The following is a 16,500-nucleotide window of genomic DNA, read 5'->3' as shown; positions in this document are numbered from 1 at the left end:
CCCCACATGTCCCGGCACGACGACCGGCGGAGCGGCGCGCGGACGGCCCGTACCCGCGCCGTCGCGAGCCTGCGCGGCACCGAGCGCGGCGCCGGGCACGACAGGGGGCGCGGCAGGGGGCGGAGCCTGGGGGCGCATCTGAAGGTGGCGTGCGCCTTCGTCGCGTGGATCGCCCTGCTGCGCGAGCAGGCGCGGCTGCTGGGGGAATGGCCGCAGTACTACGCCCAGGCCCTCGTCGCCTCGGCCGGGATCGCCGTGTGCGCCCTCCTCGCCGTCCACCTCTACCCGCCCCGGACGGCCCGCTGGCGCACCCTCGCCTGGACGTTCCTCGCCTCCACCGTCGTAGGGGCGCTGGCCGAGGCGGGCCTCGGCGGGCGGGCCGGGCTCGCGGGAGCCCTGCTCGCCGCCGCCGTCGTGCTGTGGGCGCGCGGTGAGGAGCGCGGCCGACGGGCCGTCCGGCACCTGCGCGCCCGGCGTCAGGCCGGGTAGCGCGCGACGAGGTCCCGGCCGCGCGGCGTGTCCGGCTCGGGCGACTGGCGGGCGAGGTCCACGAGTTCGTCGAGGTTCAGCACCCGCCCCGCACCGTCGACGATCGCGCGGTCGCGCAGGGCCAGCAGACAGGACGTCCGGTAGGCGCGGGACCAGGCACGGTCGATGTTGCGCCAGACGACCACCGAGCCGTCCTCCCACAGCGGGGCGGCGGCGGCCGGCGGCGGCGCGGGCACGGACGGGGCCGCCGCCTCGGCCCGCTCCTCGGGCGCGGGCGGGGCCGCCCGTTCCGCCCGCTCGCCCTCGGCCGGCAGCGGAGCCGGGCGCGGGGGCGGCGCGAGCGGCCGGGCGGGCTCCGGCGCTGGTTCCGGCGCGGGCTCCGGCGCGGGCTGCCGCTCGGGCTCCGGGAGTTGACGTTCGGCGGGTGCGGCGGCCGGTGCGGCGGCGGCCGAGCGGGCGGCCCGGGCACGCTCCCGCAGGGCGGCTGCGGGCAGGATCATCGTGGACGGCTCCACGGTCGGCGACGCGGCGGGCTCCCGCTCAGGCTCGGTGGCGGGCTCGGCGGGGCGGTGCGGCGCCTCGGCGGCAGGGGGTTCCGCAGGGGTCGCGGGCGTCGCGGCGGTCTCGTACCCGTCGGCGTGACCCGCCTCGACCGGTTCGGGCGCACGCGGCGCCTCCTCGGGCTCGGGCTCCCGCGCCTGCGGTGCCGCGCCGACCGTGCGCTCGTCCGGGGTCTCGGCAGGGATCTCATCCGGGATCCCGGCCGGGCCGTCCCCCGTCACGTACAGGACCCGGCGCTCGTCCTCCGGGGCGTCCTCGACGAGCAGGCGTATCCACCGGCCCACGCTCGACCGGGCGGTCCGCAGCGTCTCCTGGCCCCGGCGCAGGGTCAGCGGCTCGGTGTGCAGGACGCGTTCGCCGGGCTCGCCGGTGGACGGGTCCGGCACCCGCACGACGAGGCGGCCGCACTCGCCGTCCACCCCGGCGTGCAGCAGGACGCCCTCGACCGGGAGGCAGTCGGCGAGGTCGGCCGCGTGCCCGGCGAACGCCTTCCCCGCAGCGGCCTTCACCCTCAGGTCGAGCGCCAGGCGATCGACCTCCGCGAGCCACTCGGCGTACTCCCGGCCGTGCAGGGGCCCCACCGCGCGCACTGCGAGTTCGAGCCAAATCGCCATGTCTGACCAGCCGTTCGTACTCATCGTCCCCCTCGTTCTTCCCGCACAGTGTACGGAAGCCGCCCTCCCCGGCCGTGGCCTCAGCCTCCCGTCCCCTCCCCCGACCAGGCCGTTAGGCTGGGCAGCGCCGCCCCCGCCGAACCCGGCCGGGGCAGCCGTGGACCAAGGAGAAGACGCCATGACCGCCGGCCTCCGCCCCGACCCCCCGCGCTACGCGCCGCTCTCCATCGTCCTGCGGGCGGACGGCACGGCCGACGTGGCGGGCGTACCGGTGGAGGTGCCGGACGCCGCCGGCACGGCGGGCCTGCGGGCGGCGGCCGTGCACACGGCGATGGAGATCGTCAGCGTGCTGTCGCACCCGGTCCGGGCGACCGCCGTCGAGCCGGACGGCACCGGTTGGGCCGTCGTCATGTACCCGGACGGACGGGTGGAGGAGGCCGCCGGGCCGCTGCCCTTCCTCCCGCCGACGGGTGTGCGGTGGCCCGAGGCCGAGGACGGCCCGGAACTCCTCCCGGCGGACGGCACGTTCGCCGATCTGGCGGATCCGGCCGGGCCCGGCCACGCCGACGGGCTCGCCCTCGACCCCGACGTGCAGAGCCCTCCCCCGCCCGCCTGGCTGCGGGACGTCCTGCTGCTCGTCCGCGAGGCCGCCGAGGCCGGACGGCTCACGAAGGCGGCCGAACTCGCGGCCGGGCTGGAGCAGTCGGTGGCGTCGCAGCAGGGCGAGTCGCACCCGCACACGCTTCAGGTGCGCGGCATACAGGGCCATCTCGCCGTCCTTTCCGAGGACTGGGCGCAGGCGGCCGAGATCCACGTCGACGTCGCCGCGCAGTGGCTGCGCACCGCCGGTGCCCACCACTCGCTCACCTGGCAGAACGCCGCCAACGCCCACGTGTGCTGGCGGCGGGTGCGCGGCGGCCCGGACGCCGTCCGCATAGGGGAGAAGCTCGTGGAGCTGTGGTCCCGGACGGCGGCGGAGGGGCTGGGCGAGAAGTACCTGAAGCTGGCCGAGCGTCGGCTGGCGCAGCTGCGTGCCGCGACGGCGTCCTGACGTCAGGAGCTCGGCACGCTCCCCACCGTGGTACAGAGCGGTGACACGCCCGTCGCACGGCGGTGGCCCACGCGCAGGTGTGCGGTTCTATAGTCGCCCGGCGTGCGGAAATACCTTGACCGGCAACAGGGTTGACGTAGCGCTACGCAGCCGCGCGCCGCATTCGGGCACGCCCGGCACGGGGGGCGCGCAGGGGCCGGCACGACACGGGGGAAGTGCGATGGAAGAGCGTTTCTGGACGTCCGGGACGACCGGTCTACCGCTGCTCGGGATACCCGAGGAGGCGTGGTCGGTCCGGGTCTGCGGAGGGACGACGGGCGGCGGCGAGCCGATGCTCCTGCTGGCGCTCCCACACGGCCTGTTCACCGCGCAGGACGTCGCCATGGCCGCGCTCGGCGCTCGGCCGGGGCCCGTGGCACCCCGTGACGACGTGCGGTTCCTCACCGACGTCTGGGGCTTCACCGCCGCCGGGACGGAGGAGGAGGTCCTGGAGATCGCGGACACCGCGCTCGTACGCCCCTGGGTGAGCGCGTCGGGTGTCACGGTGACGGTGGCGGGGGCGCCCTGGCTGGTGCGCGGCACCCCGGTGCCGGGCGCCGACGCCTGGGGCTCCGTCTCCGGTGAGGAGGGCGGGCTCCTGGGCGTCTGCTTCGACCTGGACCTCGACGCCCCGGACGCGGAGGAACGATTCTTCAGCGCGTTCCTCGACCAGGAGGCGGTGCTGGGCCACGTGTGCGTGGACCGCGTGCGGGTATGACGGGGTTCCGACGGCGTGGGCCGGGCGGCGGGGGCTGGGGTACTGTCTACACATTGCGCCAGATGTGCGGAGGAATGGAAACGGTCTGAGCCGGACCCGCCGACCGAGATGCTGGAGATGTTGCCCATGGGTGCTGCCGACACCCCCGCCAACCCTCGCTCTCAGCGACGCCGGATGCTGTCCACGAAGGCGGCCGCGGCGCCCGCGGCGTCGCCGGACGTGGACGAGGCCGAAGCGCTCCCCGGTGAGTTGGAGCCCCTGGAGTGGACCGCGAAGCGTGGTCCGGTCACCGAGGAGGAGGCCCTCGGCGTCCTGCGCAGGCGCCGCCGCAGCGAACTGGCGCAGGCGCCGAAGCGGGAAGGGGCGAAGCGCGCGGAAGTGCCCTCCGAACTGCCCCCGGAGGACGCCCGGAAGGTGCCCGTCGTCAACCGGTTCCCGCCCCGCTATCTGGCGATCGCCCACGCGCGCGCCGAGCTGGAGGGGACCAACCTGACGGCCATCCTCGAGGAGATGCTCGTCAAGTACGCCACGGGTGCGCCCACGCGTCCGGAGGCGGTCAGCCGCCGTCTGATGGGGTTGTACTCTCGCAGCAAGTGACAGCACGGCAGTACGCCAGGCCGGTCCCGGTGTGCGCGGTGACGCGGCGGGAGGCGCCGCCCGCGCGGACCGCCGCCGGAACGCATGGGGGAAGCGATGCGGGAAGCGGGCCGCCCGGACGTCTGGGACGCGGCGCAGCCGCCCCCCTCGCAGGACTCCACCCTGGCGCTGCGGCTGGACAGCGCCCGCGTCCCCGAACCCGAACCGGACGACGACGAACTGCCGCCCGCCTACGCCCGTCAGCTGCCCGCCGCCGCCCCGCACGCGGACGTCCCGCCCGCCGACCTCCGGCACCCCGCCGTCCCGAACCCCGACCTTCGGCACCCCGCCGTCCCGCCCGACGTCCCGCCCACCGGTGTCCCGCTGCCGCCGCCACCGCCCCGGCCGGCACCGCTCCCGGGCACCCCGCCCGTGCCCGCGCCCGCACCGGCCCCCGCGCCCGCACCGCTCGATCCGCGCGGGCGGGCGGACGGGCGCGCCCCGGCCGCCGCACCGGCTCCCCCAAGCTCCGAGGTCTCCGAGCTCTCCGAAGCGGCCCGCACGTCCGGCACGTCCTCGCCCCGCTCCCCCTGGCGCCGGATCGGCGGGCTCGGCGCGCGCGCCGTCGGCTCGGCCGAGCGGAGGCGCCTGGAACGGCTGACCACCCCCGCCCGGCGCCCGTACCGGCTGAGTGTGACCAGCATCAAGGGCGGTGTCGGCAAGACGACCACCTCGGCGATGCTGGGCCTGACGCTCGCCCGGTACCGCGACGACCGCGTCGTCACGGTGGACGCCAACCCCCACGCGGGCACGCTCGCCGACCGTCTCCTCGGGGAACGCGTCATGCCCACCGTCCGGGATCTCGTCGACGCGGAGCTGCGCGAGCGGCGGCTCGGCTCCCGGGGGCTGACGGAGCCGGGCCACATCGGCCAGTACCTCGGGCAGGCGGGGCGGCTCATGGTGGCGGCCGGTGAGCAGAGTTCGGACCTCAGCGAGACCCTGGACGAGGAGCGGTACCGGGTCTGCCAGGACGTCCTGGAGCGGGCCTTCGACGTCATCATCACCGACAGCGGCACCGGCATGCGGCACTCGGCCATGCGCGGGACGCTCGCGGCCACCGACCGGCTGCTCGTCGTGGCCGCGCCCCGGTTCGACGCCGCCCGCCGCGCCGCGAAGACGCTGGACGAGGTGCACGCACGGGGCTACCCCCACCTCGTCCGGGACGCCGTCGTGGTGATCACCATGGACGCGCCGAAGACCACGGGCATCAACGTCAGGACGCTCGTGGACTACTTCCGGCAGCTGTGCACGTACGTGGTGCGGATCCCCTACGACCAGCACCTCTACGCGGGCGGCACCATCCACTACGACCGGGTCTCCCCGGCCACCCGGGGCGCCTACATGGACCTCGCGGCCGCCCTGGCCGAGGGGTTCGCCGACCCGCCGCCGGGGCGCTGACGCCGCGCGCCGCGCCCGACGCCCGCTCGCCGGGGGTGGTCAGCCGGGGGGGGTGGTCAGCCGGCCGTCGTCCGCCGGTCCACCCGCCATGTCCCGTCCGCCCTGACCAGCTTGAGCGAGGTGCCGGCCGGCATCGAGTCCCCGCCGCCCGGCCAGCTCCACGCCATCTCGTAGGTCACCTGCACCCACACCTCGTCCTCGGTGCGCGGGGCCTCGGCGGAGATCGCGGGGGTGATCGCGTCGGCGCTCACCCGCACCCCGCGTTCCCGCTCCTCCCGGCAGGATCGGTCGCACCACTCCTCGGTCGACTCACGCAGCTCGGTCAGCAGCCGTTCGGTGGTGAACGGCTCGATGAGGCGGAGGTACTCCCGGACGGTGGGGTCGTCCGGGGCACGGTGGACGAACCCGAGGACGAAGGCGGCCGCCACCTGCTCCGGGTCGGTCCGGTCGACGTCGGGGAGGTCGGGTCCGGCGTCCCGTGCCGGGGAGGGCTCCGGCGTGCTCGGCCCGGGTGCTCCGGAGGCGTCCTGCCCGGTGGACGGTGCGGGCCCGGGGGCCGCCCCGCCGTCCTGGGAACAGCCGGCCAGCACCAGCGCGCAGCACAGCGCGCCGACCGCCCAGGCGCCAGCCAGCGGGTGCCGGGCGACGCGGCGCCGCCTCACACCGGGCGCGTTCATGCCGACCTCCGGGCCCGCGCCACGGCCCGCTCACCGCGCGGGGCCGCCCACGGGACGGGGTCCGCGAGGACGGGCGCGCCGTCCCCGCCGGGCCCGGGTGTCGCCGCCCCGGGCCGGACGGACGCCTCCGCGGTGTCGCCGCCGTCCTCGATGAGGCGCGAGCCGCCGATGAAGGTGGCCATGTAGAAGCTCTCGCTGACGTCGGACACGATCTCCACCGGCTTGCCCGTGCGCGGCGCGTGGATCATCTGGTCATCACCCAGGTACATGCTCACATGGTGGATGTAGTCGGTGCCCTTGTTCCGGTAGAACATCAGGTCGCCCGGCCGCAGGTCCTCGTAGGTCCGCACGCGCTTCCCGGCGTTCCACTGGAGGCCGGTGTAGTGGCCGAGCGTGATGCCCACCTGGGCGTAGGCGTACAACGTCAGGCCGGAGCAGTCGAACCCCTCCGTGACGCCGGGCGGGCAGTCCGGCGTGTACGTCGGGCCGTTCGCGTCGCCGCCACCCCAGCAGTACTGGACCCCGAGCTGGCTCCTGGCGGCCTGGATGACCTTCCCCACGTCCCCGCCGACGCCCACCCCGTCGCACTCGATGTCCTGGGCACGGCCGACGATCTTGCCGGATATGCTCTGCCACTTGTCGTACGCCCGGGGGAACCCGGACAGCTGCACGGCCTGCGCCGCGTCGCCGTGCGCCATCTGCTCCCAGCCGGGGGTGTCCAACAGGCCGGGCGGGCTGGGCGGTTCGGGCCCGCCGAAGAAGGCACCGGCGGCGTAGGCGGGGTCGGTGACCTGGGCCTCCGAACCCCAGCCCATCGAGGGGCGCTGCTGGAAGAGGCCGAGGCTGTCGCGGTCGCCGTAGTCCAGGTTGTCCAGCTTGCTCTCCTGGAGGGCCGTCATGATGGCGACGACGAGGCCCTTCTCCGGTACGTCCTTCTCCTCGCCGACGTGGACGATCGTGGCGGCGTACCCCATCTGTTCGGGGGTGACCACGTAGTAGCCGTATCCGGGGACGTACTCGGCGATGCTCTCCCCGCCGGGGTCGCAGACCGTGCCGGGAGGGAGGGGCCCGGTCTCCTCGTCCTGCGCGTCCTCGTCCCAGAACGCGTTGACCGATCCGGCCATCCCCGCGACGATCCCGATCCCCACGACGAGGATGCCGCCCCCGCTGAAGAGGAACGCGAGCAGCAGGACACCGACCACGATCAGCTTCTTGTCCACCGGTCGGCGGGCCCCCTCACCGGACGACTGTGTCTATACATAGGCGGTAAGCGCCCAGACTATCAGCCGACTTCGGGACGGACGGGCGGCGGAGCGCCGCGTCTATACACTGGCACGACTCGCCGACGCAGCGCCCTGCCCGGGGGCGGACCGACAGAAGGACGACGCCGTGACCGAGCAGCCCGACCCCGCCCCCGAACCCACCTACCACGCCCTCACCGTGGTGCTGCGCGATTACCTCTCCTACGGGGAGAGCGGCATGGCGGACCTGCGGCGGGACGTCCACGCGCGGGTGCGCAAACCGGTCATCGCCTCGTTCTGCCGGGAGTTGGGGCGCGTCCTCGGCGGGGAGGTCCCCGTACCGACGGCCGTCGTCAACACGGAGTTCCGGCGCCGCGCCGAGGAGCACATGGCGGCCGGCGGCGAGGAGGTCGACCTCGACGCGCTCGCCTACGACGACCAGCAGGCCTACGAGGCACTGGCCGACCTGTGGGAGTACCTCGAACTCACCTCGGACGGCGAGCCGGACAACGCCCTGGGCCACCTGCGCGGTTCCGTGCGCACCGGCCGCTCACAGGTCCTGTGGGTGTCGGGGGACCCGGTGGAGGCCCTGCGGACCTGGATGTCCTGGCGCTCCCTCGCCCTCTTCCTCGCGGGCACCGTCGTCTGCGTCGCGAGCTGGGCCGGATACCGCCACGTGGACGTCGACGTCCTGCGCCCGCTCCTCCTCCTGCTGACGCTGGCGGGCTTCGCCGGCGCGACCGTCGGAGGCGGCACCCTGTGGCTGCGCCGGGTCCGCTACGTCAACCCGGACGCGTTCCTCCCCGCCGAGGACCAGCGCAGGAACTCCCGCCGCTGAGCGCGCCCCGGGCCTTCGGTGCGGGGCCCGACGACGAACGGCGGAGCCCCGGCGCCGCAGGGGCACCGGCACTCCGCCGTCGACACCGCCGGACGACCCCGGGGGGGTCAGGCCTCGGGGCGCTCCGAGAGCTCCACCTCGACCGCCAGCTCACTGTCCTCGTCGGCCCGGAACTCGAATTCGGCGACCTTGCCGGCCGCCTTGAGGTCCTCGCTCACCAGCCGGACGTCCGCCAGCACCGCGTCCGGCGCCCGGACGACGAGCCGCGCGACCTCCGCCCGCATCGACACCTTGGCGGTCGACTTGGCCTTGCGGACGACGGCGATCGCCGACGCGGCGACGTCGGCCAGCTCCGGCCGCCCCTCCCCGGCGCCCGGGCCGAGCTCGGCGACCGTCGGCCAGGCGGCGAGGTGGACGGTGGCGTCATGCGTCCACGACCACGTCTCCTCCGCCGTGTAGGGCAGGACGGGCGCCAGCAGCCGGGTCACGACGTCCAGCGCGCGCCGCAGCGTGACGCGGGCCGACTCGGCACCCGCCACGTCACCCTTGCCGTAGGCGCGCTCCTTGACGAGCTCCAGGTAGTTGTCGCAGAAGAACCAGAAGAACCGCTCGATCCCGTCCAGCGCCGAGGTGTAGTCGAAGCCCTCGAGGGCGGCCGTGGCGTCCTCCACCGCCTGGGCGAGCTTGGCCAGCAGCGCGCGGTCCAGCGGGTCCGTCGTCGCCGCGTCCGGACCCGGGGCGGGCAGCGACAGCACGAAGCGGCTCGCGTTGAGCAGCTTCATGGCCAGCCGCCGGCCGATCTTCATCTGCTGCGGGTCGAACGCCGTGTCCGTCCCGGGACGGCCGCTGGCCGCCCAGTAGCGGACGGCGTCCGCGCCGTACTCGTCGAGCAGGTGCCCCGGCGTGACGACGTTGCCCTGCGACTTCGACATCTTCTTGCGGTCGGGGTCGAGGATCCAGCCGGAGAGCGCGGCGTGCCTCCACGGCGTGGTGCCCGCCTCCAGGTGGGAGCGGACCACGGTGGTGAACAGCCACGTCCGGATGATGTCGTGCGCCTGCGGACGCAGGTCCATCGGGTAGACCTGCGCGAACAGCTCCGGGTCCGCGAGCCAGCCGCAGGCGAGCTGCGGGCTCAGCGAGGACGTCGCCCAGGTGTCCATGACGTCCGGCTCGCCCATGAAGCCGTTCGGCTTGTCGCGCTGGTCCTCGGTGTACCCGGGCGGGCAGTCGCTGGACGGGTCGACGGGCAGCATCGACTCGTCCGGCACGATCGGCTCGCCCCGGTCCGGCTCACCGGCCGCGTCCAGCGCGTACCAGACGGGGAACGGCACCCCGAAGAAACGCTGACGGCTGACGAGCCAGTCGATGTTGACGCCCTTCACCCAGTCGCTGTATCGCGACTGCATGTGCGGCGGGTGCCACGCGATCTCGTCACCGCGCGCCAGCAGCGCCTCGCGGTGTTCCACCGTCTTGATGAACCACTGCCGGCTGCTGACGATCTCCAGGGGCTTGTCGCCCTTCTCGAAGAACTTCACCGCCCGCGTGGTGGGCCGCAGCTCCCCGATCAGACTGCCGTCCTGGCGCAGCTCCTCGACCAGCAGCTCCCGCGCGGTGTGCACGGTCTTGCCCACGAGCTTCTCGTAGACGCCCTGGGCCCGCTCGGCGTCCTGCGTCGGCAGCGCCTGGAAGTCGACCGGCAGCAGCCGCCCGTTGCGGCCCACGACCGTCCGGCTCGGCAGCCGGAACTCCCGCCACCACATGACGTCCGTCATGTCGCCGAAGGTGCAGATCATGGCGATGCCGCTGCCCTTCTCCGGGTCGGCCGCCTCGTGTGCCACGACCGGCACCCGGACGCCGAAGAGCGGCGAGACGACCTCCTGGCCGAACAGCGGCTGGTACCGCTCGTCGTCCGGGTGCGCCACCAGCGCGACACAGGCCGGGAGCAGCTCCGGGCGCGTCGTCTCGATGCAGACGTCCTCCGTACCGTGCTTGAACGCGATGCGGTGGTAGGCGCCCGCGACCTCCTTGTCGACGACCTCGGCGTTGGCGACGGCGGTCTGGAACGAGACGTCCCACATCGTGGGCGCCTCGGCCTGGTAGGCCTCGCCGTGGGCCAGCAGCCGCAGGAAGGCCGCCTGGGAGACCCGCTGGGCCTCCTTGCCGATCGTCGTGTACGTCGTCGACCAGTCCACCGAGAGCCCCAGCTTGCGCCAGAGCTCCTCGAAGACCTGCTCGTCCTCCGTCGTCAGCTTCTCGCACAGCTCCACGAAGTTCTGCCGGGAGATGCTGACCGCGGGGGCCTTCTTGTCCTTGCCCGTCCGCTCGGACACCGGCGTCGGCGGCGTGAAGTCGGCGTCGTAGGGCAGCGAGGGGTCGCAGCGCACGCCGTAGTAGTTCTGCACCCGGCGCTCGGTCGGCAGCCCGTTGTCGTCCCACCCCATCGGGTAGAAGACGTGCTTGCCGCGCATGCGCTGGAAGCGCGCGACGATGTCCGTGTGCGTGTACGAGAACACGTGCCCGACGTGCAGCGAACCGCTGACCGTGGGCGGCGGGGTGTCGATGGAGAAGACGGCGTCACGGCTGCCCGGACGGTCGAAGCGGTATACCTCCGCCTCGCTCCAGAAACTCGACCACTTCGCTTCCAGTCCGTCGAGTGAGGGCTTCTCCGGGAGCGGAGACCCATAGCGCGTCACGCCGACACACCCTTCCCAGTCAGTTCTACACGTCGGGGCGGCCGGGCCACGGGCCCGCCGACGGCAACCACTGCGACGGCGGCCACCGCGACAGCGGCCACCGCGCGGCCGGAGGAACCGGCACGCCGAGGAGTCGAGACTCCACCCCAGGGTCAGTGTAGAGGGGCCCGGCGAGGGGCCCGCGTCTGCCGATCGCCGGTCTGAGCGCGCGTGATCCCCGTCCCTTTCCGACAATGCCGGTAGGGCGCACGCGCCGGGCCGCCCCGCCGCCGCGACCCACCCGGCCCACCGGATCCAGGAACGACGGTCCCCACCACGAACGAAAGAGGCGAGATGCACCACCGTACGGTCGCAGAGCTCATGACCCGGGACGTCGTGCGGGCGGCGCGGGACCTGCCGTTCAAGGAGATCGTCCGGCTGCTCGCGGAGAACGAGGTCACCGCCGTGCCCGTCGTCGACGACCTCGACCGCCCCATGGGCGTGGTCTCCGAGGCGGACCTGCTGCGCAAGGCCGCCGCCGACGCCGACCGGTCGAGCCCCGTCCCGGTGGTCCACCGGGAGGAGTGGGAGCGCGCCGAGACCGAGGGCGCCAGGGCGGAGGAGGTGATGTCCGCCCCGGCGGTCTGTGCCCGCCCGGAGTGGACGGCGGCCGAGGCCGCCCGCCTCATGGCCGCCCACGGCGTCAAGCGGCTGCCCGTGGTGGACGAGGCCGACCGGCTGCGGGGCGTCGTCAGCCGGGGCGACCTGCTGCGCGTCTACCTGCGCCGCGACGACGCCGTCCGCGACGAGATCGTCGGCGACGTCCTGCGGGGGACGCTCGGGGACGCCGCGTCAGAGGTGACCGCCGAGGTCCGCGAGGGCCGGGTCGTCCTCGGCGGCTCCGTCGGGAACCGCGCCCTGATCCCGGTGATCGAACGGCTGTGCCTGAGCGTGGACGGCGTCGTCTCCGTCACCGGCCACATCACCGCCCGGCCGGACGCCTGACGGGCCCGCCCCGGCGCGGGCCGACCGGCGCGGGCTCACTGGAAGGCGGCGTGGATCTCCTCCTCCGTCGCCGCGTGCGAGACGAGCAGGACCTCGTCCCCGGCCCGCAGCCGGACCGTCGGCCCCGGCACCGTCGGCCGCCCGTCCCGGACGATCGTGGCCACGACCGTCCCCTCGGGCAGCGGGACCTCGCCCAGAGGACGGCCCACCGCCCGGGACCGCGCCGTGAGGGCCGTCTCGATGATGTCCACCCCGGCCTTGCCGAGCCGCAGCAGGGCCACGGTGTCGGCGGCCCCGGTGGCCTCCTCGATGAGGGAGATCAGCGGGGTGTCGGCGGGCACCGCGACGTCCACCCCCCAGCGTTCGTCGAACAGCCAGGCGTTGTCGTCGTCGTTGACCCGGGCCGCCACGCGGGGCACCGCGAACCGGCGCTTGGCGAGCAGGCCCACGACGAGGTTGTCCTCGTCCGCGCCGGTCGTGGCGATGACGAGGTCGGCCGTCAGGGCTCCGGCGTGCTCCAGCAGGGCCGGCTCGCAGGCGTCCCCCGCCAGGAGCCGCACGCCCGGCATGCGTCCCGCCAGCTCCGCCACCCGCTCGTCGTCCGCGTCGACGAGCGTCACCTCGTTGCGCGCGGCGGTGAGGACGCGGGCGATGTGCGCGCCCAGCCGTCCCGCTCCGGCGATGATCACCTTCACGTGCCCAGCTCCTTCCCCAGGAAACCGCTCAGCCGGTTCAGCGCCGTGGCGGCGACGGCGAACGTCACCACGTCGCCCGGCTGTGCGGCCGTCCCGTGCGCGGGGATCAGGGAACGGCCCGCCCGGGTGACCTCCACGACGCGGATCTCCCCGTCGACGTCGAACGCCGTCAGCCGCCGCCCGGTGAGATAGCCGGGCAGCTCGGCGCGGACGAGCAGCGTCTCCCCGTTCCCGAAACCCCGCTCCGGGGTCAGATGGCGGTGAAGCAGCAGCTGGTGGAACCGGTGCACGGTCCAGCGCACCCCGGCGACGGTGGGGATCCCCAGCTCGTGGAAGAGATCCGCGCGCCGGGGGTCCTCGACGCGGGCCAGCACGATCGGCACCCGGTAGGTCTCCCTGGCCGTCCGCGCGCAGACGAGGTTGCCGCTGTCCCGCGAGGTGACGGCGACGAACGCGTCCGCCGTCCCGATCCCCGCCGCTCCCAAGGCGGCGCGGCTGAACCCGTTGCCCTCGTGGAACCGGACGCGGGGGCTCTCGGGCAGCCGCCGGGCCGCTCCCCGACGCCGGTCGACGACCCGCACGTCGTGTCCCTCCGCGGCGAGGAGCCCGGCGAGCGCCCGGCCGACCTGACCACAGCCGACGATGATCACCTTCACAGCGGCACTCCTTCCCGGCGTTCCCGGCGTTCCCGGCGTTCCCGGCGTTCCCGGCGGCCCGCGCGGCGGCGCAGCCACCCCTTGCGGCACTCGTCCGCGAGCAGGGGCAGGCTGCCCAGCCCGGCAAGGACCGCCCAGTCGGCGGCGTCGAGCGGGGCCGTGTTGAAGACCGCCTGCAACGGCGGCGCGTAGCTGATGGCGACCATCAGGGCGACCCCGAGGCCGCCGGCCGCCAGGAGGGCCGGGTTGGACAGCAGCCCGGCCCGCAGGACGCTCTCACGGTCCGTGCGCACCGCGAGGGCCACGAAGAACTGGCTGAGCACGATGCCGCCCTGCGCCAGGGTGACGGCCTCCCGGTAGACGGGGTGGTCCTCGGTGAAGTCGCCGTACGGGACGCCGGAGGCCTGGACGTGCCAGAAGAAGACGGCGCACACCCCGAGCGCCTGGATGCCGCCGAGGAACAGGATGCGCCCCACCACGGCCCGGGAGAACAGGCGCTCGCGCGGGGAGCGGGGCGGGCGGTCCATCACGTCCGGCTCGGGCCGTTCCGCGCCCAGCGCCGAGGCCGGCAGCACGTCCGAGCCCAGGTCGATGGCCAGGATCTGCACCGCGCTGACGGGCACCAGCGGGAACCCGGCGAACGTCGCGGCCAGGATCGGGCCCAGCTCACCGACGTTGCTGCTGAAGACGTAGATCAGGAACCGGCGGATGTTCTGGTAGACGGACCGGCCCAGCCGCACCGCCGCCGCGATGGAGGCGAACGAGTCGTCCAGCAGCACCATCGAGGACGCCTGCCGGGCCACGTCCGTCCCGGTGGCGCCCATCGCCACCCCGATGTCCGCGTGCTTGAGCGCGGGGGCGTCGTTCGCCCCGTCCCCCGTGACCGCCACCACGTCCCCGCGCCGCTGGAACGCGGTGACCACCCGCGTCTTGTGCTCCGGGGCGACCCGGCACAGCAGGAGTTCCGCCGGCTCGGCGAGCAGCGCGGCCAGCCCCGCGTCGTCCAGCGCGTCGAGCCGGGCCCCCGTCACCACCACCGGGTCGGGCCCGCGCACGATCCCCACCCGGCGCGCCACGGCCTCGGCGGTCAGCGGGTGGTCCCCGGTGACCATGACGATCCGGACGCCCGCCCGTCGGCACGCGGAGACCGCTTCGGTGACCTCGGGGCGCGGCGGGTCCAGCATCCCCACCAGGCCCAGCAGCGTGAGGCCGGACTCGGCGTCCTCCCGCGCGGGGCGGGGGCCCCGCGTCGCCCGCCGGGCCACGGCCAGCACCCGCAGCCCCTGCCGCGCCAGACCGTCACCCGCCGCGACGACCGCCGCCCGGTCCCGCGTGGTCAGCGGCCCGCGTCGGCCCTCCCACTCCGCCTCGGTGCACCGCGCCAGCAGCTCCACGGGCGCCCCCTTGACGCAGACCTGATAGCCGGTGGCACCCGCCTGCACCGTGGACATCAGCTTGCGCCGCGGGTCGAAGGGGAACTCCGTCACCCGCGGCGCCGCCCCCTCCTCCGCGTCGACGTCGAGCCCGGCCTTGGCGGCGGCCACGAGCAGCGCCCCCTCGGTCGTGTCGCCGAGCACGCGCGGGCGTCCCCCCGGCCCCGGACCACCGGGCGCGACCAACCGGGCGTCACAGCACAGGGCCGCCACCCGCAGCAGCTCCCGCACCGCCGGCACGTCGGGCACCTCACCGCGCGGGACGTAGCCGACGCCGCCCACCGCGTACGGCTCGCCGCCGACCCAGACGCGCGTCACCGTCATCTCCGCCTGGGTGAGCGTCCCGGTCTTGTCCGTGCACACCACCGTCGTCGACCCCAGGGCCTCCACCGCCAGCAGCCGCTTGACCAGCGCGTGGCGGCGCGCCATCCGCCGCACCCCGATCACCAGGGACACCGAGAGCGTCGCGGGCAGCCCCTCCGGCACCAGCGCCACCATCACCCCGAGGGCGAACACGAACAGCGAGACCACCGACTCCCCGGTCGGCAGCCGGACGGCGAACATCAGAGCGCCGATCGCCAGCGCCGCCCCGGCGACCCGCCGCGCCATCGAGGCCACCTGCCGCTGCAACGGCGTGCGCTGCCGGGGCGCGGCGGCCGCCAGCCGGTAGATCCGGCCGAACTCCGTGGCCGCACCCGTCGCGAAGACCACGGCCCGTCCGGACCCGGCGACGACGTCCGTCCCCGTGAACACGCAGTTCCGGGCCTCCAGGCCCGGCCCCGGCGCCACCGGGTCGGCCGTCCTGCCCACGGGGTCGCTCTCCCCGGTCAGCGGCGCGTTGTTCACCGTGAGCTCGTGCGCCTCCACCACCCGGCAGTCCGCCGACAGGGCGTCGCCCGCCTCCAGCACCACCACGTCCCCCGGCACCAGCTCCCGCGCGGGCACCTCCAGCCGCTCACCGTCCCGCAGCACCCGGCACGCGTGGGGGACCATCGCCTCCAGCGCCTCGGACGTCCGCTCAGCCGAGTACTCCTGGACGGACCCGATGACGGCGTTCAGCACGACGACGCCCAGGATCGCCACCGCCAGCTGGAACGTGCCCGCGTCGTGCCCCGGCTCCAGCGCGTACACCAGGAAGGTGATCCCCGACGCGACGATCAGCACCACCGCGAAGAGGTCGGTGAACTGCGCCGCCAGCCGCCGCCACCCGGCCCGCCGCCGGGACCGGGGCAGCACGTTGGCGCCGTAACGCGCCAGCCGGTCCCGCGCCTGCTCCGCCGACAGCCCGCGCCGGGACGTCCCGAGCACCGCGAAGACCTCACCGGGGACGACCGCCCGCACCCGGCCGTCCGGGCCGGAGGCGGGCGGGGCGGCCGGTTGCGGGGGGTCGTCCCGCCCGCCGCCCGGCGCCCGTCGTCCCGTACCGGTACGCATCCCCTCCAGGCTGCCCCCTCCGCCCCGGGCCCGCCACGGCTGCGGGGCGCCCGCGGGTCCTGCTCCAGGGGGCCGTGAACAGGCCGTGGTCAGGCTGGTGGCAGGCCGTGGGCGGCTGGTGGCAGGCCGTGGGACGGGGCCCGCCCCGGGCGTCCGAGGAACGAACGGTTCGGGGTGCCCCCCGCCCGGTGCCCTACGATTGCGGCGGCTCCGCAGGCGCCGGTCCGCACCCCGCGTGCACCGGCCGAGCGACCTGACGGGTCGCGCCTGCCGACCCTCCCCCGACCTGGGCCCCGCCGGAGCACCGCCGCCGGCCCCCGACGCACGAAACGGAGCATCCGAG

The 16,500-nt window shown here is 75.0% G+C and carries 14 protein-coding genes; 7 read left to right on the top strand and 7 right to left on the bottom strand.

Annotated features, from left to right (window positions below):
- The first annotated feature begins 6 nt into the window (after positions 1–6).
- Positions 7–489 carry a hypothetical protein gene (locus V6D49_RS14535; protein WP_340560109.1) on the top strand — a complete coding sequence of 161 codons (483 nt, stop codon included), beginning with the start codon at positions 7–9 and terminating at the stop codon, positions 487–489.
- Here the strand turns inward: V6D49_RS14535 and V6D49_RS14530 are convergent.
- Positions 477–1,664 carry a hypothetical protein gene (locus V6D49_RS14530; RefSeq protein ID WP_340560107.1) on the bottom strand — a complete coding sequence of 396 codons (1,188 nt, stop codon included), beginning with the start codon at positions 1,662–1,664 and terminating at the stop codon, positions 477–479. The two genes, V6D49_RS14535 and V6D49_RS14530, sit on opposite strands and share 13 nt — an antisense overlap.
- Positions 1,665–1,842: 178 nt before the next feature.
- Here V6D49_RS14530 and V6D49_RS14525 point away from each other — a divergent pair, with 178 nt between their 5' ends.
- The 4 genes from V6D49_RS14525 (at position 1,843) to V6D49_RS14510 (ending at position 5,506) form a co-directional block, all read left to right on the top strand.
- Positions 1,843–2,715 (top strand): hypothetical protein, encoded by an 873-nt coding sequence (locus tag V6D49_RS14525; RefSeq protein ID WP_340560106.1) that lies wholly within the window; start codon positions 1,843–1,845, stop codon positions 2,713–2,715.
- 220 nt (positions 2,716–2,935) lie between these two features.
- Positions 2,936–3,472, top strand: coding sequence for a hypothetical protein (locus tag V6D49_RS14520; RefSeq protein ID WP_340560105.1), 537 nt, complete (start codon positions 2,936–2,938; stop codon positions 3,470–3,472).
- 174 nt (positions 3,473–3,646) lie between these two features.
- A complete protein-coding gene (locus V6D49_RS14515) occupies positions 3,647–4,069 on the top strand; it encodes a hypothetical protein (RefSeq protein ID WP_340560104.1) in 423 nt (140 codons plus the stop codon).
- Positions 4,070–4,165: 96 nt separating this feature from the next.
- Positions 4,166–5,506 carry a MinD/ParA family ATP-binding protein gene (locus tag V6D49_RS14510; RefSeq protein ID WP_340560103.1) on the top strand — a complete coding sequence of 447 codons (1,341 nt, stop codon included), beginning with the start codon at positions 4,166–4,168 and terminating at the stop codon, positions 5,504–5,506.
- 56 nt (positions 5,507–5,562) lie between these two features.
- Here V6D49_RS14510 and V6D49_RS14505 read toward each other — a convergent pair whose 3' ends face one another.
- Both V6D49_RS14505 and V6D49_RS14500 read right to left on the bottom strand, forming a co-directional pair.
- Positions 5,563–6,183: a hypothetical protein gene (locus V6D49_RS14505; protein WP_340560101.1), complete on the bottom strand. Its 621-nt coding sequence runs from the start codon at positions 6,181–6,183 to the stop codon at positions 5,563–5,565.
- Positions 6,180–7,403 (bottom strand): C40 family peptidase, encoded by a 1,224-nt coding sequence (locus tag V6D49_RS14500; protein WP_340560099.1) that lies wholly within the window; start codon positions 7,401–7,403, stop codon positions 6,180–6,182. Before V6D49_RS14500 ends, V6D49_RS14505 begins: the two co-directional genes overlap by 4 nt.
- Positions 7,404–7,572: 169 nt before the next feature.
- Here V6D49_RS14500 and V6D49_RS14495 point away from each other — a divergent pair, with 169 nt between their 5' ends.
- Positions 7,573–8,262, top strand: coding sequence for a hypothetical protein (locus V6D49_RS14495; protein ID WP_340560098.1), 690 nt, complete (start codon positions 7,573–7,575; stop codon positions 8,260–8,262).
- A 107-nt stretch (positions 8,263–8,369) separates the two neighbouring features.
- Here V6D49_RS14495 and valS read toward each other — a convergent pair whose 3' ends face one another.
- A complete protein-coding gene (gene valS, locus V6D49_RS14490) occupies positions 8,370–10,955 on the bottom strand; it encodes a valine--tRNA ligase (protein ID WP_340560096.1) in 2,586 nt (861 codons plus the stop codon).
- A 333-nt stretch (positions 10,956–11,288) separates the two neighbouring features.
- On the opposite strand from valS, the gene V6D49_RS14485 reads away from it, so the two are divergent.
- A complete protein-coding gene (locus V6D49_RS14485) occupies positions 11,289–11,939 on the top strand; it encodes a CBS domain-containing protein (protein WP_340560095.1) in 651 nt (216 codons plus the stop codon).
- Between the two features lie 35 nt (positions 11,940–11,974).
- On the opposite strand, the gene V6D49_RS14480 is transcribed toward V6D49_RS14485, so the two are convergent.
- From V6D49_RS14480 to V6D49_RS14470, 3 genes are read right to left on the bottom strand one after another with little or no spacing between them, the layout of a single operon-like run.
- On the bottom strand, positions 11,975–12,634 hold the full coding sequence (locus V6D49_RS14480; RefSeq protein WP_340560093.1) for a potassium channel family protein: 660 nt from the start codon (positions 12,632–12,634) through the stop codon (positions 11,975–11,977).
- A complete protein-coding gene (locus tag V6D49_RS14475) occupies positions 12,631–13,290 on the bottom strand; it encodes a potassium channel family protein (RefSeq protein WP_340560092.1) in 660 nt (219 codons plus the stop codon). The genes V6D49_RS14480 and V6D49_RS14475 overlap by 4 nt, the downstream gene beginning before the upstream one ends.
- Positions 13,287–16,157 carry a cation-translocating P-type ATPase gene (locus tag V6D49_RS14470; protein ID WP_340560090.1) on the bottom strand — a complete coding sequence of 957 codons (2,871 nt, stop codon included), beginning with the start codon at positions 16,155–16,157 and terminating at the stop codon, positions 13,287–13,289. The genes V6D49_RS14475 and V6D49_RS14470 overlap by 4 nt, the downstream gene beginning before the upstream one ends.
- Positions 16,158–16,500: the final 343 nt, after the last annotated feature.

Origin of the sequence: Streptomyces sp. GSL17-111 (assembly GCF_037911585.1) — a bacterium.
In the GTDB taxonomy this organism is placed as follows: domain Bacteria; phylum Actinomycetota; class Actinomycetes; order Streptomycetales; family Streptomycetaceae; genus Streptomyces.
Note: the sequence above shows the minus strand (reverse complement) of the source record. Positions and strands in the feature narration are given on the sequence as shown.

What these genes read in the sequence shown, in the direction of transcription:
- V6D49_RS14535 (WP_340560109.1), top strand. Translation starts at nt 7, where the DNA reads ATGTCCCGGCACGACGACCGGCGGAGCGGCGCGCGGACGGCCCGTACC.
- V6D49_RS14530 (WP_340560107.1), bottom strand. Translation starts at nt 1,664, where the DNA reads ATGGCGATTTGGCTCGAACTCGCAGTGCGCGCGGTGGGGCCCCTGCAC.
- V6D49_RS14525 (WP_340560106.1), top strand. Translation starts at nt 1,843, where the DNA reads ATGACCGCCGGCCTCCGCCCCGACCCCCCGCGCTACGCGCCGCTCTCC.
- V6D49_RS14520 (WP_340560105.1), top strand. Translation starts at nt 2,936, where the DNA reads ATGGAAGAGCGTTTCTGGACGTCCGGGACGACCGGTCTACCGCTGCTC.
- V6D49_RS14515 (WP_340560104.1), top strand. Translation starts at nt 3,647, where the DNA reads ATGCTGTCCACGAAGGCGGCCGCGGCGCCCGCGGCGTCGCCGGACGTG.
- V6D49_RS14510 (WP_340560103.1), top strand. Translation starts at nt 4,166, where the DNA reads ATGCGGGAAGCGGGCCGCCCGGACGTCTGGGACGCGGCGCAGCCGCCC.
- V6D49_RS14505 (WP_340560101.1), bottom strand. Translation starts at nt 6,183, where the DNA reads ATGAACGCGCCCGGTGTGAGGCGGCGCCGCGTCGCCCGGCACCCGCTG.
- V6D49_RS14485 (WP_340560095.1), top strand. Translation starts at nt 11,289, where the DNA reads ATGCACCACCGTACGGTCGCAGAGCTCATGACCCGGGACGTCGTGCGG.
- V6D49_RS14470 (WP_340560090.1), bottom strand. Translation starts at nt 16,157, where the DNA reads ATGCGTACCGGTACGGGACGACGGGCGCCGGGCGGCGGGCGGGACGAC.